We start from the raw sequence: 24,196 nt of genomic DNA on the forward strand, positions 1-24,196 counted from the left end.
CGAAAATCACTCCATCGGATCTTCACCAGCCGCCGCGCCCCCAGGCGCGGGCCTACGCCTCGACAGGATGGGCCTACGCCTCGAAGGGGCGGGCCGGCCAGGGCGCGTCGGCGGGGCGCAGGGAGTCGATGCCGTCGCCGGCGAGCGTGGCCTGGAGCGCCAGCGCACCGACCGCGAGGCAGTTGTTGTGCAGTTCGCCCGCGAGGACGCCGCGCACCAGCTCCTCCAGGGACACCCGGGCCAGCTCCATGTCGGCCTCCTCCTCGGAGACCTCGAACCGCTCGCCCTCGGCCGCGGAGATCTCCCGGGCCAGGAAGATCCGTACGGCCTCGTCACAGCCGCCGGGCGAGGTGTAGACGTCCACCAGGACGCGCCAGTCCTCGGCCTTGACGTGCGCCTCCTCGTACAGCTCCCGCTGGGCGGCGTGCAGCGGGTTCTCACCGGGGATGTCGAGGAGGCCGGCCGGGATCTCCCACAGCCGCCGGCGGACCGGGTGCCGGTACTGCCGCAGCACGATCACCCGGCCGTCCTCGTCCAGGGCGAGGACGGCGACGGAGCCGGGGTGGACCTGGTAGTCGCGCTTGGCCCGGCCGCCGTCGGGCATGACCACCTCGTCCGTGCGCACGCTCGTCTTGTTGCCGGTGAACGGCGTGGCGGTGGCGGTGACCTGCCATTCCTCGGGGGTGTCCTGGATGCGCATGCTTGCCTCAGCGTCCTTTCCGCGTGCGGTTGACGGGGCGGTGGGGCCGCGCCGGCCGCCCGCCCCCGTCAACCGTAGCGGTCAGACCTGGCCGCCCCGCGCCTGAGCTGCCGTCTGTCGCTCGACCGCGGCCTTCACCAGCCCCGCGAAGAGCGGGTGCGGACGGGTCGGACGGGAGCGCAGCTCGGGATGGGCCTGGGTGCCGACCAGGTACGGGTGGACCTCGCGCGGGTACTCCACGTACTCCACGAGCTTGTTGTCCGGGGAGGTGCCGGAGAAGACGATCCCGGCCTTCTTCTCCAGCTCACCGCGGTAGGAGTTGTTGACCTCGTAGCGGTGGCGGTGGCGCTCCTCGACGTACGGCTGGTTGTCGTAGACCTCGCGGACGATCGAGCCCTCGGCGAGCTTGGCCGGGTACATGCCCAGCCGCATGGTGCCGCCCATGTCGCCCTCGCCCGCGACGATGTCGAGCTGCTCGGCCATGGTGGAGATCACCGGGTCGGTGGTGGCGGGCTCGAACTCGGTGGAGTTGGCGCCCTCGATGCCCGCCAGGTTGCGCGCCGCCTCGATGACGATGCACTGGAGGCCGAGACAGAGGCCCAGCAGCGGGATCTTGTTCTCCCGGGCGTAGGTGATCGCGCCGACCTTGCCGATCACACCGCGGTCGCCGAAGCCGCCGGGGATGCAGACCGCGTCCACGCCGTCGAGCTGCTGCCGGGCACCGGCCGCCGTCTTGCAGTCGTCGGAGGTGACCCACTTGATCTTGACGCGGGCGCTGTTGGCGAAGCCGCCGGCGCGCAGCGCCTCGGTGACGGAGAGGTAGGCGTCGGGCAGGTCGATGTACTTGCCGACGAGCGCGACGGTGACCTCGTGGTCGGGCTGGTGGACCCGCGCCAGCAGGTCGTCCCACTGGGTCCAGTCCACGTCGCGGAAGGGCAGGTCCAGCTTGCGGACGACATAGGCGTCCAGGCCCTCGGAGTGCAGCACCTTCGGGATGTCGTAGATCGACTTGGCGTCGATGGCGGCGACCACGGCCGCGTCGTCCACGTCGCACATCAGCGAGACCTTGCGCTTGATGGAGGTCGGGACCTCGCGGTCGGCTCGCAGCACGATCGCGTCCGGCTGGATACCGATGTTGCGCAGCGCGGCCACCGAGTGCTGGGTGGGCTTGGTCTTCAGCTCCCCGGACGGGCCGATGTAGGGCAGCAGCGAGATGTGCACCACGAAGACGTTGTCCCGGCCGACCTCGTGCCGGACCTGGCGGACGGCCTCCAGGAAGGGCAGCGACTCGATGTCGCCCACGGTGCCGCCGACCTCGGTGATGACGACGTCCACGTCATCGGTGGCCATGCGCCGGATGCGGTGCTTGATCTCGTTGGTGATGTGCGGGATGACCTGCACGGTGTCACCGAGGTACTCACCGCGCCGCTCCTTGGCGATTACGGTGGAGTAGACCTGGCCGGTGGTCACATTGGCCGAGCCGTCGAGGTCGACGTCGAGGAAGCGCTCGTAGTGGCCGATGTCCAGATCGGTCTCGGCGCCGTCGTTGGTGACGAACACCTCACCGTGCTGGAAGGGGTTCATCGTGCCCGGGTCCACGTTCAGGTACGGATCGAGCTTCTGCATGGTGACGCGCAGACCGCGCGCCTTCAGCAGGGCCCCCAGGCTGGAGGCGGTAAGACCCTTGCCGAGTGAGGAGGCGACACCCCCGGTGACGAAGAGGTGCTTGGTCGTCATGGGTTTAGCGGCAATGGCCAAGAGGGAGCTCCCGTGGTCGCGTCGTGAGGGTGCGCACGGCAACCGCCCCGGATACCGGGGGCGCCGTCGCTGAGGTTCGGGGGTTTCGTGCCCGCCGCTCCACGGGCTACCAGGGTATCAGCGCCCCGGAGCGGCCGCTGCTGACCTGGTTCCCGCGTTCGTTCTGCGCAATCGTCCGGATACCATCGGTGACCGGCCACCCGATCGGCCGCGCGCTGCGAGCCACGATGTGGACTGACTCCAGCGGATCACCGTCGTCCGTCGTATCCTCATCGGACGCACGCATGCGAGCGACCCCGGCACGGCACCACCAGCACGCCCCCGGAACAAGTAGCTCGTCAGAATTTTCCGAGACCGTAAGCAACGCCCTCCGGGGCGATACGGCCGTTCGAATGGGGAATGCACGTGGCCGGGCGTATCGAGGATTACGCACTGATTGGTGATATGCAGACCGCCGCCCTCGTCTGCAGAGACGGGACGGTCGACTGGCTGTGCCTGCCGCGCTTCGACTCCCATGCCATCTTCGCCGCTCTGCTGGGCACCGAGGAACACGGCTTCTGGCGCCTGGGCCCCGCCTCCCCCGCGGGGAGCGAACCGCCCGCCGCCGACCGCCGCCGCTACCGCGGCGACTCGCTGGTCCTGGAGTCGGAGTGGGACACCCCGCGCGGCACGGTCCGGGTGATCGACTTCATGCCGCCCCGGGACGGCGCCCCGCAGCTGGTGCGGATCGTCGAGGGGGTCAGCGGCCGGGTGCCGATGCGCTCCGCGCTGCGGATGCGGTTCTCCTACGGCTGGGTCGTGCCGTGGGTGCACAAGGTGGACACCCGCACGGTCGCCGTGGCCGGTCCGGACTCGGTGTGGCTGGACACCGAGGTCGACACCTACGGCAAGGACCTGACCACCTACTCCGACTTCACGGTGGGCCCCGGCGACCGGATCGCCTTCACCATCAGCTGGCAGCCCTCGCACAAGGAGCCGCCCGCCCTGCCCGAGCCGGAGACCGCACTGGAGGCCACCGAGGCGTTCTGGCGGGAGTGGGTCGAGCACTGCACGTACCACGGCCCCTACCGGGACGCGGTGGTCCGCTCGCTGATCACGCTCAAGGCGCTGACCTACGCCCCCACCGGCGGCATCGTCGCGGCGCCCACCACCTCGCTCCCCGAGGAGATCGGCGGCGTCCGGAACTGGGACTACCGCTTCACCTGGCTGCGGGACGCGGCGATCACCCTCTCCTCGCTGCTGCGCACCGGCTACCGCGAGGAGGCCCGCGCCTGGCGCGAATGGCTGCTGCGCGCGGTCGCGGGCGACCCGGAGAACCTACAGATCATGTACGGCATCGCGGGCGAGCGGGAGTTGGCCGAGGCGGAGCTGACCTGGCTGCCGGGCTATGAGAACTCCCAGCCGGTCCGGGTCGGCAACGGCGCGGCGGGCCAGCTCCAGCTGGACGTCTACGGCGAGGTCACCGAGGCGCTGCACCTGGCCCATATGACCGGGCTGGCGCGCAACGACTACGCGAGCGTGCTCCAGCTGAAGCTGATCCGCTACCTCGAGGAGCACTGGGACGAGCCGGACGAGGGCATCTGGGAGGTGCGCGGGCCGCGCCGGCACTTCGTGCACTCCAAGGTGATGGCCTGGGTCGCGGTCGACCGCACCGTCAAGCTGATCGAATCCGGCGATGTGGACGGGCCGTTGGAGCGCTGGCGGGAGCTGCGCGAGATGATCCACCGGGACGTGTGCGAGAAGGGCTACGACGCCGAGCGCAACACCTTCACCCAGTCCTACGGCTCCAAGGAGCTGGACGCCTCGCTGCTGCTCATCCCGCAGATGGGCTTCCTGCCGCCGGACGACAAGCGCGTCATCGGCACCATCGAGGCGATCCAGCGGGAGCTGTCGACCGAGGACGGTTTCGTCATGCGCTACCCCACGGCGGGCGAGGACGCCGGGGTGGACGGTCTCGAGGGCGACGAAGGGGCCTTCCTGGCCTGCTCGTTCTGGCTCGCGGACGACCTGGCGATGATCGGCCGGGTGGACGAGGCCCGCAGGCTCTTCGAGAAGCTGCTCGCGCTCCGCAACGACCTCGGGCTGCTGGCCGAGGAGTGGGACCCGCGCAACCAGCGCCAGGTGGGGAACTTCCCGCAGGCGTTCAGCCATGTGCCGCTGATCGACACCGCGCTGCGGCTGACGGCGTCCGGGGCGTACGGGGGCTAGTGACCGGGGGTTGGCCGCACGGGCGGCCAACCGCCACCGGGCGCGGTGTCCGCGTGGACACCGCGCCCGGTCATGCCGGATGAGCGGCTTAGAACGGGGTCAGGGTGAGCGTGATCCCCGTCGGGGCGGTGTCCTGGATGTAGGACGCGAACTCGGCCACGTCGTCGAAGGCGAAGCCGTACGCCTTGCCGTCCACGGTCGCCGCGTGCATGGCCTTGGCGTAGTGGTTGGTGACGTCCTCGCCGTAGAAGGCGGCCGGGTCGGTGGTCGGCTGGGCGTCGGCGTTGTGCAGCGTGGTGCGGTTGAAGCCCGCGCCGAGGATCGCCGCGACCGGGCCCGTCGTCCCGTCGTTGGGGGCCGCCAGGGCGCCGTCGCAGAACAGCACGTCCTTGGTGGAGGGCTTGTCGAAGGAGACCGACGCCGGGCCGGTGAAGGAGAACTTCCCGTCGGTCACCCGGCCGGTGAACTCGCCCGCGTTGGTGGTGACCTTGAGGTCCTTCGATCCGTAGGTCTCCCAGACCTGGTCGATGTACGACGCGAAGTAGTCCTCCGCGAACACTCCCGCGCCCATGCCGTGGCCCGGGGCGATCACCCGCAGGTTGTCCCCGACGATCAGCGGCTTGAAGGCCTCGACGGCGGCGATGTCGGAGAAGACCTTGTCGCGGGCGCCGTCCTTGAGGGTGCCGGTGGTCTGGTCCTGGGCGCCGGTGAGGTGGATCGACAGCGGGACGCTGAACATGTCCACCATGGTGGTGTTGCAGAACATCCCCGAGGAGTTGTACGTGAACTCCGCGCAGTCGTGCAGGATGTCGTAGTTCGGGTCGCCGGACACCCAGCCGGCCGGGTACTGGAGCGCGGCCTTGCCCACCCCGTCCTCGACCACCTTGAGCTTGAGCTTCGAGCCGAGGGCCACATAGATCCGGCCGGACATCTCGGGCAGGTTCAGCTTGGTGTCGCCGCCTCCGGACAGCGGGATCGCGTAGTCGGTGAAGCCGTCCGAACCGTTGTCGGAGAGCGCGACGGGGACGGCCTCGCCCTCCGGGGTGACGTGGACCTGCTGGTCTCCCGCGTTGCCGACGATGTAGAGCCACACCGACCCGTTGTCGTACTGGCCCGTCTTGTTCACGACGGTCAGGGGCAGCGAGGCGGCGGCCCTCGCGCTCGGCGCACCGCTGGCGCGGCCGCCGGCGAAGGCCAGGCCGGTTCCCGCGGCGGCGGCGGAGGCCGCGATTCCACCCAGCAGCTTCCTGCGACTGATCATGATGATGGTGCTCCTCGGCGTAGTGGGGGTTGCCGGGAAAATGGCGTGGGGGGTGACGAGACGCGCGACTGAGAGCGCTCTCTCGTCCCTCTGCCCAGCACCCTGCCGATCAACGGCCGGGCCCGTCAACCCTTTCGCTCAGAATGGTCTGCACCAACTCGTCGTAGACGCTGAGGACATGGGCGACGGTGTCGTCCTCCGTCGGCCAGCCGGCCGTCCGCGCCCGCCCGGCCGCGGCGAGCCCGGCCCGGCGCACCGGGTCGGCGAGCAGCCCGGTCACGGCGCCGGCCAGGGCCTCCGGGTCGCCGTACGGGACGAGTTCGGCCGCGTCCCCGACCAGTTCCGGCACCCCGCCCACCGCCGTGGCCACCAGCGGCACGCCCGCGTGCAACGCCTCCTGGGCCAGCAGCGACCGCGCCTCCCAGCGGCTGGAGAGCACCGCGACATCGGCGGCGGACAGCAGCTGCGGCACATCGTCACGCCGGCCGAGCAGCCGCACCGGCAGCCCCTCCATGGCGATCCGGCGCTCCAGCACCGCACGGTCCGGCCCCTCCCCCGCCACCACCAGCAGCGGCCGCGGCTCCAGCCCGCGCCAACGCCGCGCCGCGTCCAGCAACGGGCCGAAACCCGCCGCCGCGTCCAACCGGCCCGCCGTGACCAGCAACGGCCGGTCCAGCACGCCCAGTTCGGCCCGGACCTTCTGGCGGCGGCCGTCTCCGGTCTCCGGTGCGCGGCGCGGTGCGGGCACCGCGACCAGGGCCAGCCGTGCGTCGCGCGCACCGCGGGCGCGGGCCCGGTCCACCAGGTCCGAGGAGGCCCCCAGCACGATCGCCGCGGTCCGCGCCACCCGCCGCTCCATCAACCGGACCAGACCGGCCCGCGCCCCCTCGACGTCCACCCGGGTGTGCCAGGTGACGATCAGGGGCACATTCCGGCCACGCAGCGCCACCGCCGCCAGCAGCCCCGGACGCAGCCCGTGGGCGTGCACCAGGGCCGCCCCGGCGGTGGCCGCGCGCAGCGACGCCACGCTTCCGGCGTCCGTCAGGGCGTCCAGCCCGGTGAACCCCGCTCCGGCCTGCGTGAAGCCGTAACCCTGCTCGGCGCTCCAGGGCCCGCACACGGTCACCCGCAGTCCCCGGGCCACCAGCCCGGCCGACAGCGACCGCACATGCACCCCACTGCCCGAACTCCCGCCGCCCAGCACCTGGACGGCGTGCAGCGACGACTGCCCGTGCGGCGGGACCGGGGTGTTGCTCACGCGGGCGGAGCTCCTGAGGCGATATCGGAGAAGGGGACGGCCCAAGAATGCCAGCACTCGCCGGGCCCTCGTCGCAACGCTCCCAGGCGACGTCCGCCCCGGGCTCGTTCGTACGTCCGCGAAGCAACCCTTTCGGGTGAAGGATCAACGTCCCGCGCGGGCCGCCTCCAGGAGCTCTTCCGCATGCGCCCGCGCCAGTTCGGAGTCCTCCTGCCCGGCGAGCATCCGCGACAGCTCCCGCACGCGGTCCTCGCCCTCCATGGCCTTCACCCCGCTGCGGGTCACCGCCCCGTCGTTGGTCTTCTCCACCACCAGATGCCGGTCGGCGAAGGCCGCGACCTGCGGCAGATGGGTGACCACCACGACCTGCGCGGAACGGGCCAGCCGCGCCAGCCGGCGGCCCACCTCGACCGCCGCCTTGCCGCCGACGCCCGCGTCCACCTCGTCGAAGAGATAGGTCGGCACGGGATCGGAGCCCGCGAACACCACCTCGACCGCCAGCATCACCCGGGACAGCTCACCTCCGGAGGCGCCCTTGGCGATCGGCCGGGGCGGGGCGCCCGGGTGGGGGGCGAGCAGCAGCTCGACCTCATCGGCCCCATGCGGCCCGAACCCGACCGCCCGGCCACCCACCTCGATGCCCTCTCCCTCGGCGGCCTCGTTCTGCCGGATCGCGAACGTGACCCGCGCGTGCGGCATCGCCAGGGAGGCCAGCTCGGCGGTGACCGCCTCGGCGAAGCGCCCCGCCGCCTCCGTACGGGCATCGGTGAGCGTCTGCGCCAGCTCGCCCAGTTCGGCACGGAGCGCGTCGCGCTCGGCGGTCAGCTCGCCGATCCTGTCGTCGTCACCGTCCAGCTCGGCGAGCCGGGCCGCGCCCCGCTCCGCCCAGGCCAGCACATCCGCGATGGTCTCCCCGTACTTGCGGGTCAACTGGGCCAGCGCGGCCCGACGCTCCTCGACGGCCGCCAGCCGCAGCGGGTCGGCGTCGAGATCGTCGGCGTACCCCGCGAGCTCCCCGGCCACATCGGACAGCAGGATGCCGACCTCGCCGATCCGGTCGGCGAGCCCGGCGAGGGCCGGGTCATGGGAACGCACCCCCTCCAGCGCACGGTGGGCACCCGCCACCAGCGTGGCCGCGTCCACACCCTCCGGGTCCTCCGGATTCCCGGCGAGGGCGGCGTGCGCGAGCGCGGCGGCGGAGGCCAGGGCCTCGGCATGGCCGAGCCGCTCGGCCTCGGCCGCGAGCTCGGCGTCCTCCCCGGGCAGCGGCTCGGCGGCCGCGATCTCTTCCAGACCGAAGCGCAGCAGATCGGCCTCCTGGGCCCGTTCCCGTGCCCGCGTGGTCAACTCCTCCAACTCGGCCGAGACGGCACGCAGCCGACGATAAGCCTCCGCGTACTTCTCCAGCGGCCCGGCCACCGCGTCCCCCGCGTACCGGTCCAGCGCCTGACGCTGCCGGGCCGGACGCAGCAGACCCTGCTGATCGGTCTGACCGTGCACGGCCACCAGATCGTCGGCCAGCTCGCTCAGCAGCCCCACCGGCACCGAACGGCCACCCACATGGGCCCGCGACCGCCCCTCGGCGGAGAGGGTACGGCTGATCAGCAGCGCGCCGTCATCGAGCTCGGCCCCCGCCTCCTCGGCTCTCACGGCCACCGCCGAACGGGCATCCACCGTGACCCGCCCCTCGACGACCGCCGCCTTGGCCCCGATCCGCACCAGGGCGGCATCGGCCCGACCGCCCAGCAGCAACCCGAGGCTGGTGACGACCATGGTCTTGCCCGCGCCGGTCTCACCGGTCACCGCGGTGAAGCCGGGCGACAGCTCGACGACCGCGTCGTCGATGACGCCCAGCGCACGTATCCGCATCTCCTCCAGCACGTGCAAGACCATACGAGGTTTGCCCGGCCCGACGCGACGAAGGGGCGCCACTTCCGAGCCCCACCGCACATATGCCCGCCCCCGGGACCACACCCGCGCCACCGGGCGAACCCGCCACCGGACAGGTGTCAGGTGCCACCGGGGCGTGGACGCCGACGAGACGGGAGGGGCAGGGCCGCACCCACCCCGCCCGGCACCCGGGCCACCCGGCGGGGCGCGGCCGCCGACGAGGCAAGAGGGAACGGGGCCGCACCCGTGCCGCCGGGCGAACCCGCCACCGGGCAGGCGCCCGGAGCCACCGGGGGGGGCGGTCGCCGACAAGACGGGAGGGGCAGGGCCGCACCCACCCCCGCCCAGCACCCGGGCCACCCGGCGGGGCGTGGACGCCGACGAGGCAAGAGGGAACGGGGCCGCACCCGTGCCGCCGGGCGAACCCGGAACCGGACAGGCGCCCGGAGCCACCGGGGCGTGGACGCCGACGAGACGGGAGGGGGCAGGGCCGCACCCACCCCCGCCCGGCACCCGGGCCACCGGGCGGGGCGCGGCCGCCGACGAGGCAAGAGGGAACGGGGCCGCACCCGTGCCGCCGGGCGAACCCGCCACCGGGCAGGCGCCCGGAGCCACCGGGGGGCGGCCGCCGACGAGGCGGGAGGGGGCGGGGTCGGAGGGGCGGGGTCCTGGACGCTTACGTGTATTTGTGGCGCCAATCTCCGGCCCACCCCACGCTCAACTGTCGTCGGCGCCGTAAATATACGGTCCAGGACCCCGCCCCGGAGGCCCCGCACCCGCACCCACCACGCAACCCACCGCGCACCCCAGCGCAACCGACCGCGCACACCCCACGGCAACCCCCTAGTGCGGCGCCCCCCGCCACCCCGCCACCGGAAGCGCGAACTTCGCGACCAGACGGTCCGTGAACGACGCGTGGTGCAGCCGCGCCAGCCGCACCGGTACCGCACCCCGGCGAACCTCCACCCGCGCCCCCGCCGGCAGCTCCACCGTGCGCCGGCCGTCACACCACAGCACCCCATGCGGCGTCTGCGGCTGGACCTCCACCGCGAGCACCGACTTCGGCGACGCCACCAGCGGCTTGGCGAACAGCGCATGCGCGCTGATCGGCACCATCAGCAGGGCCTCCACCTCGGGCCACACCACCGGCCCGCCCGCCGAGAACGCGTAGGCCGTAGAGCCGGTCGGGGTCGCGCAGACCACACCGTCACCACCGAACCGCGAGACCGGACGGTTGTCGACCTCCGTGACCACCTCGAGCAGCCGCTCACGCGCCGCCTTCTCGACCGACGCCTCGTTCAGCGCCCAGTCCGTGTGCACGATGTGCCCGTCGGTGCGGACGAGCACATCGATCGTCATCCGCTCCTCGACCTCGTACTGCCGGGTCACCACCCGGTCCACGACCTTGTCGAGGTCGTCCCGCTCGGCCTCGGCCAGGAAGCCGACCCGGCCGAGGTTCACGCCGAGCATCGGCACCCCCGAGACCCGGGCGAACTCCGCGCCGCGCAGCAGCGTCCCGTCCCCGCCGAGCACGACCAGCAGCTCGCAGCCGTCCAGGACGTCACAGTCCGCGTCGACGCGCTCGACAGCGGGTGGCAGCGGCAGGTCCGCGGCCTCGGCAGCGAGCACCCGCACCCCGATTCCGCTGCGCAGCAGCCCCTGGACGACCAGCTCGGCGCTGCGGATGGCCGCGGGGCGGCCGGTGTGCGCGAGCAGGAAGACGGTGCGGTCCGCCGCCGGCTCGACCGCCGGTGGTGGCACCATCGACGCCAGCGGAGCCACCGACGCCGAAGACTCCCACGCTTCGGGCACTGCTTCCTTCTCCTGCGCTGCTTCTGAAGTGGTCAACTGGGCCCCTCCGCCACTGCACGGTCAACATCGGCCGGGTCCAGTGCCGGCGCCCCGGCGCGCATCCACAAAAAGTACTCAACATTACCCGACGGTCCCGGAAGCGGGCTGGCCGTCACGCCCAGCACCCCCAGTCCCAGTTCCGCCGCCCGCTCCGCCACCGTACGCACCGCTTCGGCGCGCAGCTCGGCGCTGCGGACCACTCCCCCGCTGCCCAGCCGCTCCTTGCCGACCTCGAACTGCGGTTTGACCATCAGCACCAGATCGGCGTCGGGCGCGGCGCACCGCACGAGGGCGGGCAGGACCAGCCCGAGCGGAATGAAGGAGAGATCGCCGACGACCAGGTCCACCGGTGTCCCTCCAATCCGCTCGAGTGTCAGCTCGCGTACGTTCGTACGGTCGTAAACGCTGACGCGTTCATCGTTCTGGAGCGACCAGGCCAGCTGGCCGTAGCCGACATCGACGGCGAGCACCCGCGCGGCGCCCGCGCGCAGCAGGACGTCCGTGAAGCCTCCGGTCGACGCACCCGCGTCCAGCGCCCGCCGCCCGGCGACCTTCAGCCCCGCCCCGTCGGCCGGGCGGACCGGACGGACCGGACGGACCCCGGGCTCCTGCCCAGCGCCCGAACCGGCACCCGCACCCGCACCCGCACCCGCCCGATACTCCTCGCTGAAGGCGTACAGCGCGCCCGCCAGCTTGTGGCCGCCGCGCGAGACGTAGTCCGGATCGCTGTCGTCCTTGATCACGACGACGGCCGCGCTGGTCTCCACCTGGGTGGCGGGCTTGGTCGCCACCGCCCCTCCGACGGTGACCCGGCCCGCGCTGATCAGCTGGCTCGCATGCTCACGCGAACGCGCCAGCTTGCGGCGCACCAGCTCCGCGTCGAGTCGTACGCGTCGTGGACGGGTCACTGCCACGGGTGGTTCAGCTCCTGAGGTCGTTTACGTCGTGATGCGGCGAACCGTTACATCGCAGCAGGGGGCTGCGGACCGGGCGCCGCCGGTCCGGGCCGCCGGTCGAGTGCTGTCAGCGTGTCGCGCAGGCCCCGGTGGACATCCTCGTACACCTCCAGATGTCCGCTGGTCGCGAGGTGGTCGGCGTCGGCCAGCCGGTCGAGCCGGGCGTCCACCTCGGGAACGCCGGTGGGCGTGCGGTCCACACCGAGCGGGGCCGGATCAGCGGCCCCGAGCGGCTCCGGCACAAGGTCCGGCGCCGGCCCCGGTACCGACTCCGCCGCCGGATCGGACTGTGGGCCGGGCCGTCCGGCCGGCATCGGCTCGCTCATGGCCCCGACGCTACCGCGAATCCCACGTTCTCCGGCGTACGAGACCTGCGGTAACGTCGTCCGCGATGGCGACCTTGGAACAGTGCCGCGGCGCACTCGAGAAGCTGGCGGAGAACCTCGCGGGCGCGAACGGGGACCTCCGCAGCGCCGCCGCGCTCGATCGCTCCGTCAGCTGCTGGATCACCGACCTGGACACCACCTTCGTCGGCCGTCTCGTGGACAGCCGGATAGAGGATGTGACGGCCGAGCCGGGCCCGCCGGCCGGGCGAGCGCAGATCCGGCTGACGATGACCGGCGACGACCTGGTGGCCCTGGTCGACGGCGAGCTGCACTTCGCACGGGCGTGGGGCAGCGGCCGGATCAAGCTAGAGGCCGGCCTGCGCGACCTCCTGCGGCTACGGAAGCTGCTCTGATCCACCCGGAAAAGCCCCAACCGAAACGCCCCAAGCGGAAACCACACCGCCCAAAACCCAGCAGAGACTCGCTAGGACTCTCTCGCCACAGCCGCCAAAGACACCTCGGCGGCCCGTGCCGTACGGGGCTGGCGGGCAGCGGGGATGACCAGCGGCGTCCCCGTCTCCGGGTCGTCGATCACCTGGCAGCGCAGCCCGAAGACCCGCTCCACCAGCTCCGCCGTGACCACGTCCCCCGGCGTCCCCTCGGCGACGATCTTCCCGCCCCGCATCGCGATCAGATGCGTGGCGTAGCGGGCGGCGTGGTTCAGGTCGTGCAGAACGGCGACGAGGGTGCGGCCCTGTTCCTCATGGAGCTGGGCGCACAGGTCCAGCACATCGATCTGGTGCTGGATGTCCAGGTAGGTCGTGGGCTCGTCGAGGAGCAGCAGCGGGGTCTGCTGGGCGATGGCCATCGCGATCCACACCCGCTGGCGCTGTCCGCCGGACAATTCGTCGACATAGCGATCCCTGAGTTCCGCCACCCCGGTCGCCGCCATCGATTCGTCGACGATCCGCTCGTCCGTCTCCGACCACTGCCGCAGCAGCCCCTGGTGCGGGTAGCGGCCGCGGGCGACCAGGTCGGCGACCGTGATCCCGTCCGGCGCGATCGAGGACTGGGGCAGCAGCCCGAGCGTGCGGGCGACCTTCTTGGCGGGCAGCGTGCCGATGGCCTGCCCGTCCAGCAGCACCGATCCGGCCGAGGGCTTGAGCATCCGGGACAGGGCGCGCAGCAGAGTGGACTTGCCGCAGGCGTTCGGCCCGACGATCACCGTGAAGGAGTTGTCGGGGATGACCACGGACAGCTCTTCGGCGACCGTGCGCCGGTCGTAGGCGAGGGTCAGCCCCTCCGCGGTGAGCCGCTGCCGCCCCCGCGAGCCCCCGCTACCACTACCGCTACCGCCCCCACTGCCACTGCCGTCTGCCACGGTCTGCCGGGTGTCCTTGTCCATGTCGTCTTCCGTCCGGGTCGTGTCCACACTCGTCATATCCGCCCCGCCTTGCGCTCGGTCACCAGCAGCCACAGCAGATAGGCGCCGCCCAGCATCCCGGTGAGCGCCCCCACCGGAAGCTGATCGGCCCCGAAGGCGCGCTGTGAGGCCCAGTCGGCGGTGATCAGCAGCCCCGCGCCCATCCAGGCCGACGGCAGCAGATTCGGGCCCGCCGAGCGGGTGAGCCTGCGGGCCAGCTGCGGGGCGACCAGCGCCACGAAGGCGACGGGCCCGGCGGCGGCCGTGGCGGCCGCCGTCAGCAGCACGGCCGAACCCATCAGCACCATCCGCGTCCGCTGCACCCGCACCCCGAGGGCGTAGGCGCTGTCGTCGCCCATCTCCAGCATCCGCAGCCCGCGGGCGTGGCTGAAGACCACGGGCAGCAGCACCACGCAGACGGACAGCAGCGGCCAGACCTGGTTCCAGTCCCGCGCGTTGAGCGATCCGGCGATCCACACCACCGCGCGGGTCGCGTCCACCACGTCGGCCTTGGTGAGCAGATAGCCGTTGACGGCGGTGAGCATCGCGGACGCGCCGATGCCCACCAGCACCAGCCGGTACCCCTGTACGCCCCGCCGCCAGGCCAGCGCGTAGACGCCGAGTCCGGTCAGCAGGCCGCCGCCGAGCGCACCGGCGGCGACCTCGGCCGGACTGCCCTGGACGAGGACGATCACGGTGAGCGCCCCCGCCGCCGAGCCCTGGCCGAGACCGAGCACATCCGGACTGCCCAGCGGGTTGCGGGAGATGGACTGGACGATCGCCCCGGCCAGCCCCAGGGAGGCGCCGACCAGCAGCCCCACCAGTACGCGCGGCAGCCGCAGATCGTTGACGATGAAGTCCTGGGCCATCGTGCCGTCGCCGAACAGCGTGCGCACCACGTCGACGGGGGCGATGGGGTAGTCCCCGGTGCCGATCAGCACGACGCTCATCACCAGCGCCAGGGCGATCAGCAGCGCCCCCACGACCATGCCCCGGACGTCCAGGCGCAGCGAGAGGCCGCCACGGGTGCGCAGCACGGCTCCGCGCGTCCCGGGCTTGCTGGTGCGCTTGCTCGCGTTCACAGTTCGGCCATCCTTCGGCGACGTACGAGGTAGATGAAGAGAGGTCCGCCGATGAAGGTGGTGACGACGCCGACCTGGAGTTCCGCGGGCCGGGTGATCACCCGCCCGATCACATCGGCGCCCAGCAGCAGCACGGGCGAGAGCACGGCGGCGTACGGCAGGATCCAGCGCATATCGGGCCCGGTGAGCGCGCGCACCAGATGCGGCACGATCAGCCCGACGAACGCGATCGGTCCGCAGGCGGCGGTCGCGGCCCCGCACAGCAGCGTGACCGCGCCCATGGAGAGCGCCCGGGTGCGGTTGAGGTTGGTGCCGAGCGCGCGCGCCGTGTCGTCGCCGAGGGCCACGGCGTTCAGCGAACGGCCCAGCGCGACCGCCAGCACCATGCCGACCAGGAGGAACGGCGCCACCTGCCGGACGACGCTCATGTTCGCGGAAGCGAGCGAACCGACCGTCCAGAAGCGCATCTTGTCGAGCGCCGCGGTGTCCAGCAGCTCAACGGCGTTGACGTATCCGTAGAGAGCCGCGTACACCGCCATCCCGGCGAGCGCGAGCCGCACCGGGGTGGCGCTCCGGCTGCCGCCGAGCGCGTACACCAGCACGGCCACGACGGCGGTGCCGAGGAACGCGAACCACACATAGCCGGTCAGGGATGTGACGCCGAAAAAGCTGATGGCCGAGACGACGGCGGCGGACGCGCCCGCGTTCAGCCCCAGCAGTCCGGGGTCGGCGAGCGGGTTGCGGGTGAGCGCCTGGATGACGGCACCTGCGAGACCCAGCCCAGCGCCGACGAGCAGACCGAGGATGGTGCGCGGCAGCCGTACGTCCCGGATCACCACATCGGTGTTGTCGCCGGTGTAGTGGAACAGCCCGTGCCACACCTGGTCCAGCGGAATCGGTTTGGCACCGATCGCGATGGACGCCGCGGCGATCGCCACCAGCACGCCCAGGGAGACGACCAGGCCGGTCGCACGGCGCGCGGTGCGCCGCCGGGGCGGCGCGCTCGCTGTCTCGGTCCCGGCTTTCGCCGGACTGACCACGGTCACGCGGAACTCCACCTCATAGCACGGCCGATCATGACTTAGGTTAGGTTACCCTAAGTCTTACTGACCGCATCCATGCGGGATCACCGGAGTTCGTGGCCGGGCTCACAGCCCCAGCCACCCAACGCAGCCGACGCCGGCCGCGCAAGCCGCCAACGCCGCGTCTTCCCCGCGTCCGCGCTCGGCTCACAGCCCCAGCCGCGCCAGAGCCTTCCCCGCGTCCGCGTCGCTCACACCGTCCCCCGCCTCGGCCCACGCCGCCGCGCACAGCGCCCGCAGACCGTCCAGCGGCTCATCGCCGTCGCCCTCCAGCACCAGCGCCCCGCCCTCGGCCCGTGCGACCCAGCCGCCGCACCGGAAAGCGCCCGCCGTGCCCGCCGAGCCCGCCGACCCGTCGTGCTCCACCTCCGGCTGCGGGGTGAGCAGCCCCCGCAGGTCGCGGTCCACATACGCCGGCCGGTACTTCGGCTCGGCGGCCAGCAGCTGCGCGGGCGTGGTCACCCCGGTCAGCACGAGCAGCGAGTCCACCCCGCCCGCGTACGCGCCCTCGATATCGGTGTCCAGCCGGTCCCCGACCACCAGCGGCCGCCGGGCGCCGGTGCGCAGGATCGTCTCCCGGTGCATCGGCGGCAGCGGCTTCCCCGCGGCCTGCGGGGACGCGCCCGTCGCGATGCGTACGACCTCCACCGCCGCGCCGTTGCCCGGTGCGATGCCCCGTCCGCTGGGAATCGTCAGATCCAGGTTGGAGGCGAACCACGGCACCCCGCGCGCCACCGCGTACCCCGCCTCCATCAGCCGTGCCCAGGGCATCTCCGGCCCCCCGTACCCCTGCGCCACCGCCGCCGGGTCGTCGTCCACCGAGTCCACCGGCGTCAGCCCGCGTTCGCGCAGCGCCACCCGCAGCCCCTCCCCGCCGATCACCAGCACCCGCGCCCCCTCCGGCAGCTGCTCGGAGATAAGCCGGGCGACCGCCTGCGCGGAGGTGATCACATCGTCGGGGGCGGCAGGCACCCCGAGCCGCGTCAGATGCTCGGCCACCACCTCCGGCGTCCGCAGCGCGTTGTTGGTCACATACGCCAGCCGCATCCCGTCGTCCCGCGCGGTGACCAGCGACTCCACCGCATGCTCAATGGCCTCGCCGCCCGCGTACACCACCCCGTCGAGGTCCAGCAGGGCCGTGTCGTACGCCTCGTGCAGCGGCCGTCGACTGGATTCGGGCCGGGTGCGGACGGGCTGGTTCATGGGGGCCACTCCTCGCAGATCTGTGCGCTTCTCCCCCGATCATCGCGTATCGCCGCGCGGGGCATAACATTCACTGATGAGCATTCCAGGGCCTGGCGGACAAGGTCTCCAGCTCACTCCCTTCCGGGGGCTGCGCTATGTCGCGGAGCGGGTCGGCAGCCTCGCCGCCGTCACCTCACCGCCCTACGACGTGGTCGTACGGCCCGATGGTCTGCGCCGGCTCGAGGCGGAGGACCCGTACAACATCGTCCGGCTGATCCTGCCGCAGGCCGGCACCCCGGCCGCCCGCCACCGCCAGGCCGCCGAGACGCTGCGCCGCTGGCAGGCCGACGGAGTGCTCGCCGCGGACCCCGAGCCCGCGCTCTACGTCTACGAGCAGCGCGACGGCCGGACGCTCCAGCGCGGACTGATCGGCGCACTGCGGCTGAGCCCGCGCGAGGAGGGCATCGTCCTCCCCCACGAAGAGGTCATGCCGCATGTCGTCGAGGACCGCGCCGATCTGATGCGCGCCACCGCCGCCCATCTGGAGCCGCTGCTGCTCGCCTACCGCGGCCACGAGAACGGGCCCCCGGGAAACGGACCGAACGGACCAGCGGAGAACGGAAGCGCAGGGAACGGCACCACGGGGAACGGCACCACGGGGAACGGACCAGCGGAGAAGGGCACCGGCGGGGCCGCGCGGGTCATCGAACGCGCCATCCGGCGCGCACCGCTGCTCTCCACGACCACCGAGGACGGCGTCGACCACCACCTCTGGCGCGTCACGGACCCCGCCGACCTGGTGGAGGTCGCCGCCGACCTCCGCCACCACCAGGCCCTCATCGCCGACGGCCACCACCGCTGGGCCACCTATCTGCGGCTGCGCGAGGAGCGCCGGGAGCCCGGCCCCTGGGACTTCGGGCTCGTCCTGCTCGTCGACACCGCCCGCTACCCCCTCCGGGTCCGGGCCATCCACCGGCTGCTCCGCCGGCTGCCACCGGCCGAGGCGCTCACCGCGGCACGACGCGCCTTCCGCGTACGGGAGATCGACGGCCCCATGCCGCGCGCCCTGGAGCGGCTCGCCAAGGCGGCCGCGGCCACGCCGCCGAACGCCTTCCTGCTGGCCGGGGACGGCCGCTTCCACCTCCTGGACCGGCCGGACCCGCAGGTGCTGGCCCGTACGGTCCCCGAGGGACGGCCGGAGGCATGGCGGACGCTGGACGCGACGGTGCTCCACCACGTCCTGCTGGACCATCTGTGGCACGTCCCGGACACGCCCGAGCACATCGGCTACCTCCACGACCCGGCGGCGGCCGTCGAGCAGGCCGAGCGGCTGGGCGGTACGGCGGTGCTGATGCATCCGGTGTCCGAGGACGTCGTACACGAGCTGGCGCGGCAGGGCATCGCGATGCCGCACAAGTCGACGTCCTTCGGACCGAAACCGGCGACGGGGCTGGTGCTGCGGAGCCTGACGCTGGGCTGAGCCCTTCGGCCGCGGCGGACAGACGAGTGGGGCGGAACCCCTTCCGGAATCCCGCCCCACTCATGGCGTCAGCTGTCGTCGCCGTCCTTGTCACGCTCGGCCCGGGGCCCGGACGTCGCCTCCCCCACCGGCTCGGCGTCCTCGGCCTGGTCCTGGTCCTCGGCCTGGTCCTGGTCCTCGGCCTGGTCCTCGCCGGACTCGGACTCCTCGCCCCGGTCCTCGCCCTCGGCCTCCTCGACCGGCTGGGGAACGTCCGGCTGGGGAACGTCCGCCCCCTCCTGCTCGGGGTCGAGGGCGTCCACGAACTCGACCCCGTCCAGCTCGGCGAGCCGGTCCGACGCGTCCGTGGTCCCGCCCTGGTCCGCCTCGAGCGCCTTGGCGAACCACTCCCGGGCCTCGTCCTCGCGGCCGACCCCCAGCAGCGCGTCGGCATACGCGTAGCGCAGCCGGGCGGTCCACGGCTGGATCGAGTTCGAGGCCAGCTCCGGGCTCTGCAGGGTGACGACGGCGGCCTCGCCCTGGCCCATGTCGCGCCGGGCTCCGGCGGCCACCATCCGCATCTCGACCTGCCCGGCCCGGTCCAGCTTCTGCACCTCGGGCTCACCGGCCATGGCCAGCGCCCGCTCGGGACGGCCCATACCGCGCTCACAGTCGGCCATCACCGGCCACAGCTCGGAACTGCCGGTCATCCGGCGCGCGGCACGGAACTCCGCGAGCGCCTCGGCGTACTTCCCGACGCTGTACGACGCGAAGCCCGCGGCCTCGCGCACGGCGGCCACCCGGGAAGCGAGCCGCAGGGCGACCCGCGAGTACTGGTACGCCCGCTCGGGCTCGTCGTCCAGCAGCTTGGCGACCATGACGAGGTTCTTCGCGACATCCTCGGCGAGCGTCTTCGGCAGGCTCATCAGCTCCTGCCGCACGCTCTTGTCGATCTCCTCGCCGGTGACGTCCTCGGGGATCGGCAGCCGCTTGATCGGCTCGCGGTCGCGGTCCCTGCCGCGCTCATCGCGGCGCCCGTAGCCGCCGGAGCGGTCATCGCGGCGGTTGAAACCACCTCCGCCGGAGCGGCGGTCGTCCCGACCCCGGCCCTGACCGTACGGACGGCGCGGCCCGCGGTCGTCGCGACCGCCCCGGAAGCCGCCGTCACGGTCGTCGCGCCGCGGCCCGCGCGGCCGGTCGTCCCGACGCTCGTCACGCCGCTCATCCCGCCGGTCGTCCCGCCGGAACCCACCACGGTCGTCATCACGCCGGAACCCACCACGGTCACGGTCGTCACGGCGGAACCCACCACGGTCGTCATCGCGCCGGAACCCACCACGGTCACGGTCGTCACGGCGGAACCCACCACGATCGTCATCGCGCCGGAAGCCACCACGGTCACGGTCGTCACGGCGGTAGCCGCCACGGTCGTCGTCACGCCGGTACGAAGTCCGCTCGTCACGGCGCTCGTATCCGCCACCACCACGACCGCCACGGTCGCGGTCACGGTCATCGCGGCGGAACCCACCACGATCGTCCCGCCGCTCGTCACGGCGGTCATCCCGACGGTCATCGCGCCGGTAGCCGCCACGGTCATCGTCCCGGCGGAAGCCCGGCCGATCGTCACGGTCCCGACGGAAGCCACCCTGGCGGAAGCCACCGTCGCGATCATCCCGGCGCGGTCCGCGCGGCCGCTCATCACGACGGTCATCACGACGCTCGTCCCGGCGCTCGTAACGGCCGGCAGGACGGCCGCCCCGGTCGTCGCGGCGCCCGTAGCCACCGGGACGGCCTCCGCGGTCATCGTCCCGACGCGGCCCACGCGGCCGGTCATCCCTGCGATCGTCGCGGCGGTCATCGCCACGGCGGAACCCGCCACGGTCGTCATCCCGGCGCGGCCCGCGCGGCCGCTCATCACGCCGGTCATCGCGGCGATCATCACGACGGAAACCACCACGGCCGCCGTCACGGCGCGGCCCGGAGCCGCGGAACTCGCGCCGGTCGCCGGCGTCCCGGCGCCGCGGCTCGCGGCCTGTCCGGTCGTCGGGAGAGTTGGTGGACATCGGCGTGACTCCTGTCTTCATGTACTACAGACATTCTCCCGCATCGGACGCACCGATGCGGCTCCAGAAAAAACAAAAGGACCCCTGGTCCCAGCATGCACGCTGGGACCAGGGGTCCTAAAAGATTGTTCGGCGGCGTCCTACTCTCCCACAGAGTCCCCCCTGCAGTACCATCGGCGCTGAAAGGCTTAGCTTCCGGGTTCGGAATGTAACCGGGCGTTTCCCTAACGCAATGACCACCGAAACCCTATCGGGTTCTAGCGAACAAGCACACTCTTCAATTAAGTCAAGTGGAACTGATTCACCGGTGCGACTGTTCGCAACCCGGGAACCACACAGTGGACGCGAGCAACTGAGGACAAGCCCTCGGCCTATTAGTACCAGTCAACTCCACCGGTCACCCGGCTTCCATATCTGGCCTATCAACCCAGTCGTCTACTGGGAGCCTTAACCCCTCAAGGAGGTGGGAGCCCTCATCTCGAAGCAGGCTTCCCGCTTAGATGCTTTCAGCGGTTATCCCTCCCGAACGTAGCCAACCAGCCATGCCCTTGGCAGAACAACTGGCACACCAGAGGTTCGTCCGTCCCGGTCCTCTCGTACTAGGGACAGCCCTTCTCAAGACTCCTACGCGCACAGCGGATAGGGACCGAACTGTCTCACGACGTTCTAAACCCAGCTCGCGTACCGCTTTAATGGGCGAACAGCCCAACCCTTGGGACCGACTCCAGCCCCAGGATGCGACGAGCCGACATCGAGGTGCCAAACCATCCCGTCGATATGGACTCTTGGGGAAGATCAGCCTGTTATCCCCGGGGTACCTTTTATCCGTTGAGCGACGGCGCTTCCACAAGCCACCGCCGGATCACTAGTCCCGACTTTCGTCCCTGCTCGACCCGTCGGTCTCACAGTCAAGCTCCCTTGTGCACTTACACTCAACACCTGATTGCCAACCAGGCTGAGGGAACCTTTGGGCGCCTCCGTTACCCTTTAGGAGGCAACCGCCCCAGTTAAACTACCCACCAGACACTGTCCCTGATCCGGATCACGGACCCAGGTTAGACATCCAGCACGACCAGAGTGGTATTTCAACAACGACTCCACCACAACTGGCGTTGCGGCTTCACAGTCTCCCACCTATCCTACACAAGCCGAACCGAACACCAATATCAAGCTGTAGTAAAGGTCCCGGGGTCTTTCCGTCCTGCTGCGCGAAACGAGCATCTTTACTCGTAGTGCAATTTCACCGGGCCTATGGTTGAGACAGTCGAGAAGTCGTTACGCCATTCGTGCAGGTCGGAACTTACCCGACAAGGAATTTCGCTACCTTAGGATGGTTATAGTTACCACCGCCGTTTACTGGCGCTTAAGTTCTCAGCTTCGCGGAGTCGAAACCCCACTAACCGGTCCCCTTAACGTTCCAGCACCGGGCAGGCGTCAGTCCGTATACATCGCCTTACGGCTTCGCACGGACCTGTGTTTTTAGTAAACAGTCGCTTCTCGCTGGTCTCTGCGGCCACCACCAGCTCCGAGTGCAAAACTCATCACCAGCAATGGCCCCCCTTCTCCCGAAGTTACGGGGGCATTTTGCCGAGTTCCTTAACCATAGTTCACCCGAACGCCTCGGTATTCTCTACCTGACCACCTGAGTCGGTTTAGGGTACGGGCCGCCATGAAACTCGCTAGAGGCTTTTCTCGACAGCATAGGATCATCCACTTCACCACAATCGGCTCGGCATCAGGTCTCACCCATAATGAGAGACGGATTTACCTACCCCTCGGGCTACACCCTTACCCCGGGACAACCACCGCCCGGGCTGGACTACCTTCCTGCGTCACCCCATCACTCACCTACTACAGGTCTGGACCGTCGGCTCCACCACTCCCCTTCACCCGAAGGATCCAGGGCGGCTTCACGGACTTAGCATCGCCTGGTTCAGCGTTGGCGCTTCAAAGCGGGTACCGGAATATCAACCGGTTGTCCATCGACTACGCCTGTCGGCCTCGCCTTAGGTCCCGACTTACCCTGGGCAGATCAGCTTGACCCAGGAACCCTTAGTCAATCGGCGCACACGTTTCCCACGTGTGAATCGCTACTCATGCCTGCATTCTCACTCGTGAACCATCCACAACTCGCTTACACGGCTGCTTCACCCGGCACACGACGCTCCCCTACCCATCACAACAGCCGTTAGGCCTCATGCTGCAATGACACGACTTCGGCGGTACGCTTGAGCCCCGCTACATTGTCGGCGCGGAATCACTTGACCAGTGAGCTATTACGCACTCTTTCAAGGATGGCTGCTTCTAAGCCAACCTCCTGGTTGTCTCTGCGACTCCACATCCTTTCCCACTTAGCGTACGCTTAGGGGCCTTAGTCGATGCTCTGGGCTGTTTCCCTCTCGACCATGGAGCTTATCCCCCACAGTCTCACTGCCGCGCTCTCACTTACCGGCATTCGGAGTTTGGCTAAGGTCAGTAACCCGGTAGGGCCCATCGCCTATCCAGTGCTCTACCTCCGGCAAGAAACACACGACGCTGCACCTAAATGCATTTCGGGGAGAACCAGCTATCACGGAGTTTGATTGGCCTTTCACCCCTAACCACAGGTCATCCCCCAGGTTTTCAACCCTGGTGGGTTCGGTCCTCCACGAAGTCTTACCTCCGCTTCAACCTGCCCATGGCTAGATCACTCCGCTTCGGGTCTTGAGCGTGCTACTCAAACGCCCTCTTCGGACTCGCTTTCGCTACGGCTCCCCCACACGGGTTAACCTCGCAACACACCGCAAACTCGCAGGCTCATTCTTCAAAAGGCACGCAGTCACGACGCAGAGACAAGTCTCTGCGCGACGCTCCCACGGCTTGTAGGCACACGGTTTCAGGTACTATTTCACTCCGCTCCCGCGGTACTTTTCACCATTCCCTCACGGTACTATCCGCTATCGGTCACCAGGGAATATTTAGGCTTAGCGGGTGGTCCCGCCAGATTCACACGGGATTTCTCGGGCCCCGTGCTACTTGGGAAACAAGCAAGCAAGCCACCACGATTTCAGCTACGGGGGTCTTACCCTCTACGCCGGGCCTTTCGCATGCCCTTCGCCTATCGCAATGGTTTCTGACTCACCCAGCCGCCGGCAGACGACTGAAGCTCACTCCCACAACCCCGCATGCGCAACCCCTGCCGGGTATCACACACATACGGTTTAGCCTCATCCAGTTTCGCTCGCCACTACTCCCGGAATCACGGTTGTTTTCTCTTCCTGCGGGTACTGAGATGTTTCACTTCCCCGCGTTCCCTCCACATACCCTATGTGTTCAGGTATGGGTGACAGCCCATGACGACTGCCGGGTTTCCCCATTCGGACACCCCCGGATCACAGCTCGGTTGACAGCTCCCCGGGGCCTATCGCGGCCTCCCACGTCCTTCATCGGTTCCTGGTGCCAAGGCATCCACCGTGCGCCCTTAAAAACTTGGCCACAGATGCTCGCGTCCACTGTGCAGTTCTCAAGCAACGACCAGTCGCCCACCACCAACATGGACTCCGGCCAACCGAGGGTTCATTCCCTCAGACACCCAACAGCGTGCCCGACACCGCCTCCTACTCACTCTGTGTTCCACGCCCCCGAAGAGGCAGTACTAGCAGAGAAAGCATCCAAGACGATGCCGAATAGTCAACGTTCCACCCATGAGCAACCG

At 70.3% G+C, this 24,196-nt stretch carries 17 protein-coding genes and 2 rRNA genes; 3 read left to right on the forward strand and 16 right to left on the reverse strand.

Translation table 11 applies throughout. The features are described from left to right. Positions 1–73 precede the first annotated feature (73 nt). Together PS467_RS10630 and pyrG are read right to left on the reverse strand one after the other, a co-directional pair. The gene (locus tag PS467_RS10630; protein ID WP_311035060.1) at positions 74–700 is read right to left on the reverse strand and encodes an NUDIX domain-containing protein; all 627 of its coding nucleotides are present in this window, start codon (positions 698–700) and stop codon (positions 74–76) included. Positions 701–781: 81 nt separating this feature from the next. Further along, a complete protein-coding gene (gene pyrG, locus PS467_RS10635) occupies positions 782–2,437 on the reverse strand; it encodes a CTP synthase (RefSeq protein ID WP_268971195.1) in 1,656 nt (551 codons plus the stop codon). 420 nt (positions 2,438–2,857) lie between these two features. Between pyrG and PS467_RS10640 the strand changes: the two genes are divergently transcribed. Beyond that, complete coding sequence (locus tag PS467_RS10640) at positions 2,858–4,666, forward strand: glycoside hydrolase family 15 protein (RefSeq protein WP_268971196.1); 1,809 nt, start codon at positions 2,858–2,860, stop codon at positions 4,664–4,666. 88 nt (positions 4,667–4,754) lie between these two features. On the opposite strand, the gene PS467_RS10645 is transcribed toward PS467_RS10640, so the two are convergent. From PS467_RS10645 to PS467_RS10670, 6 genes are all read right to left on the reverse strand, one after another. Then, positions 4,755–5,927, reverse strand: a complete 1,173-nt coding sequence (locus PS467_RS10645) for a glycoside hydrolase family 64 protein (protein WP_311035061.1) — start codon at positions 5,925–5,927, stop codon at positions 4,755–4,757. Between the two features lie 109 nt (positions 5,928–6,036). Continuing rightward, positions 6,037–7,185, reverse strand: coding sequence for a glycosyltransferase family 4 protein (locus PS467_RS10650; protein WP_311035062.1), 1,149 nt, complete (start codon positions 7,183–7,185; stop codon positions 6,037–6,039). A 144-nt stretch (positions 7,186–7,329) separates the two neighbouring features. Then, the gene (gene recN / locus PS467_RS10655; protein ID WP_311035063.1) at positions 7,330–9,078 is read right to left on the reverse strand and encodes a DNA repair protein RecN; all 1,749 of its coding nucleotides are present in this window, start codon (positions 9,076–9,078) and stop codon (positions 7,330–7,332) included. Between the two features lie 840 nt (positions 9,079–9,918). Beyond that, positions 9,919–10,839 (reverse strand): NAD kinase, encoded by a 921-nt coding sequence (locus PS467_RS10660; RefSeq protein WP_268971200.1) that lies wholly within the window; start codon positions 10,837–10,839, stop codon positions 9,919–9,921. Positions 10,840–10,919: 80 nt separating this feature from the next. Continuing rightward, positions 10,920–11,834 carry a TlyA family RNA methyltransferase gene (locus PS467_RS10665; RefSeq protein WP_311039816.1) on the reverse strand — a complete coding sequence of 305 codons (915 nt, stop codon included), beginning with the start codon at positions 11,832–11,834 and terminating at the stop codon, positions 10,920–10,922. Positions 11,835–11,887: 53 nt separating this feature from the next. Beyond that, a complete protein-coding gene (locus PS467_RS10670; protein ID WP_311035064.1) occupies positions 11,888–12,208 on the reverse strand; it encodes a hypothetical protein in 321 nt (106 codons plus the stop codon). A 65-nt stretch (positions 12,209–12,273) separates the two neighbouring features. On the opposite strand from PS467_RS10670, the gene PS467_RS10675 reads away from it, so the two are divergent. Next, a complete protein-coding gene (locus tag PS467_RS10675) occupies positions 12,274–12,621 on the forward strand; it encodes a sterol-binding protein (protein WP_311035065.1) in 348 nt (115 codons plus the stop codon). A 71-nt stretch (positions 12,622–12,692) separates the two neighbouring features. Here the strand turns inward: PS467_RS10675 and PS467_RS10680 are convergent, their stop codons facing one another. The 4 genes from PS467_RS10680 to PS467_RS10695 form a co-directional block, all read right to left on the reverse strand. Continuing rightward, the gene (locus PS467_RS10680; protein ID WP_432280730.1) at positions 12,693–13,613 is read right to left on the reverse strand and encodes an ABC transporter ATP-binding protein; all 921 of its coding nucleotides are present in this window, start codon (positions 13,611–13,613) and stop codon (positions 12,693–12,695) included. Between the two features lie 32 nt (positions 13,614–13,645). Next, positions 13,646–14,713 carry a FecCD family ABC transporter permease gene (locus PS467_RS10685; protein ID WP_311035067.1) on the reverse strand — a complete coding sequence of 356 codons (1,068 nt, stop codon included), beginning with the start codon at positions 14,711–14,713 and terminating at the stop codon, positions 13,646–13,648. Next, positions 14,710–15,759 (reverse strand): FecCD family ABC transporter permease, encoded by a 1,050-nt coding sequence (locus PS467_RS10690; RefSeq protein WP_311035068.1) that lies wholly within the window; start codon positions 15,757–15,759, stop codon positions 14,710–14,712. The genes PS467_RS10685 and PS467_RS10690 overlap by 4 nt, the downstream gene beginning before the upstream one ends. A 183-nt stretch (positions 15,760–15,942) precedes the next feature. Further along, positions 15,943–16,998: an HAD hydrolase-like protein gene (locus PS467_RS10695; RefSeq protein WP_311035069.1), complete on the reverse strand. Its 1,056-nt coding sequence runs from the start codon at positions 16,996–16,998 to the stop codon at positions 15,943–15,945. 76 nt (positions 16,999–17,074) lie between these two features. Here PS467_RS10695 and PS467_RS10700 point away from each other — a divergent pair, with 76 nt between their 5' ends. After that, positions 17,075–18,460 (forward strand): DUF1015 family protein, encoded by a 1,386-nt coding sequence (locus tag PS467_RS10700; protein ID WP_311035070.1) that lies wholly within the window; start codon positions 17,075–17,077, stop codon positions 18,458–18,460. Between the two features lie 68 nt (positions 18,461–18,528). On the opposite strand, the gene PS467_RS10705 is transcribed toward PS467_RS10700, so the two are convergent. From PS467_RS10705 to PS467_RS10720, 4 genes are all read right to left on the reverse strand, one after another. Beyond that, entirely contained in the window at positions 18,529–19,380 is an 852-nt protein-coding gene (locus PS467_RS10705) for a tetratricopeptide repeat protein (protein ID WP_311035071.1), read from the reverse strand. Next, positions 19,365–20,366 carry a hypothetical protein gene (locus PS467_RS10710; protein WP_311035072.1) on the reverse strand — a complete coding sequence of 334 codons (1,002 nt, stop codon included), beginning with the start codon at positions 20,364–20,366 and terminating at the stop codon, positions 19,365–19,367. The genes PS467_RS10705 and PS467_RS10710 overlap by 16 nt, the downstream gene beginning before the upstream one ends. Positions 20,367–20,629: 263 nt before the next feature. Then, positions 20,630–20,746, reverse strand: a 5S ribosomal RNA gene (rrf, locus tag PS467_RS10715). Between the two features lie 110 nt (positions 20,747–20,856). After that, positions 20,857–23,976 (reverse strand): 23S ribosomal RNA (locus PS467_RS10720). Between the last annotated feature and the right edge of the window lie 220 nt (positions 23,977–24,196).

This window comes from Streptomyces luomodiensis, from assembly GCF_031679605.1.
Lineage (GTDB): Bacteria > Actinomycetota > Actinomycetes > Streptomycetales > Streptomycetaceae > Streptomyces > Streptomyces luomodiensis.

Bases quoted from the DNA above. Each gene is read 5' to 3' on its own strand.
- PS467_RS10630 (WP_311035060.1), bottom strand. From the start codon at position 700: ATGCGCATCCAGGACACCCCCGAGGAATGGCAGGTCACCGCCACCGCC.
- pyrG (WP_268971195.1), bottom strand. From the start codon at position 2,437: ATGACGACCAAGCACCTCTTCGTCACCGGGGGTGTCGCCTCCTCACTC.
- PS467_RS10640 (WP_268971196.1), top strand. From the start codon at position 2,858: ATGCACGTGGCCGGGCGTATCGAGGATTACGCACTGATTGGTGATATG.
- PS467_RS10645 (WP_311035061.1), bottom strand. From the start codon at position 5,927: ATGATCAGTCGCAGGAAGCTGCTGGGTGGAATCGCGGCCTCCGCCGCC.
- recN (WP_311035063.1), bottom strand. From the start codon at position 9,078: ATGGTCTTGCACGTGCTGGAGGAGATGCGGATACGTGCGCTGGGCGTC.
- PS467_RS10660 (WP_268971200.1), bottom strand. From the start codon at position 10,839: ATGGTGCCACCACCGGCGGTCGAGCCGGCGGCGGACCGCACCGTCTTC.
- PS467_RS10670 (WP_311035064.1), bottom strand. From the start codon at position 12,208: ATGAGCGAGCCGATGCCGGCCGGACGGCCCGGCCCACAGTCCGATCCG.
- PS467_RS10675 (WP_311035065.1), top strand. From the start codon at position 12,274: ATGGCGACCTTGGAACAGTGCCGCGGCGCACTCGAGAAGCTGGCGGAG.
- PS467_RS10680 (WP_432280730.1), bottom strand. From the start codon at position 13,613: ATGGACAAGGACACCCGGCAGACCGTGGCAGACGGCAGTGGCAGTGGG.
- PS467_RS10695 (WP_311035069.1), bottom strand. From the start codon at position 16,998: ATGAACCAGCCCGTCCGCACCCGGCCCGAATCCAGTCGACGGCCGCTG.
- PS467_RS10700 (WP_311035070.1), top strand. From the start codon at position 17,075: ATGAGCATTCCAGGGCCTGGCGGACAAGGTCTCCAGCTCACTCCCTTC.
- PS467_RS10710 (WP_311035072.1), bottom strand. From the start codon at position 20,366: ATGACCGGCGTGATGAGCGGCCGCGCGGGCCGCGCCGGGATGACGACC.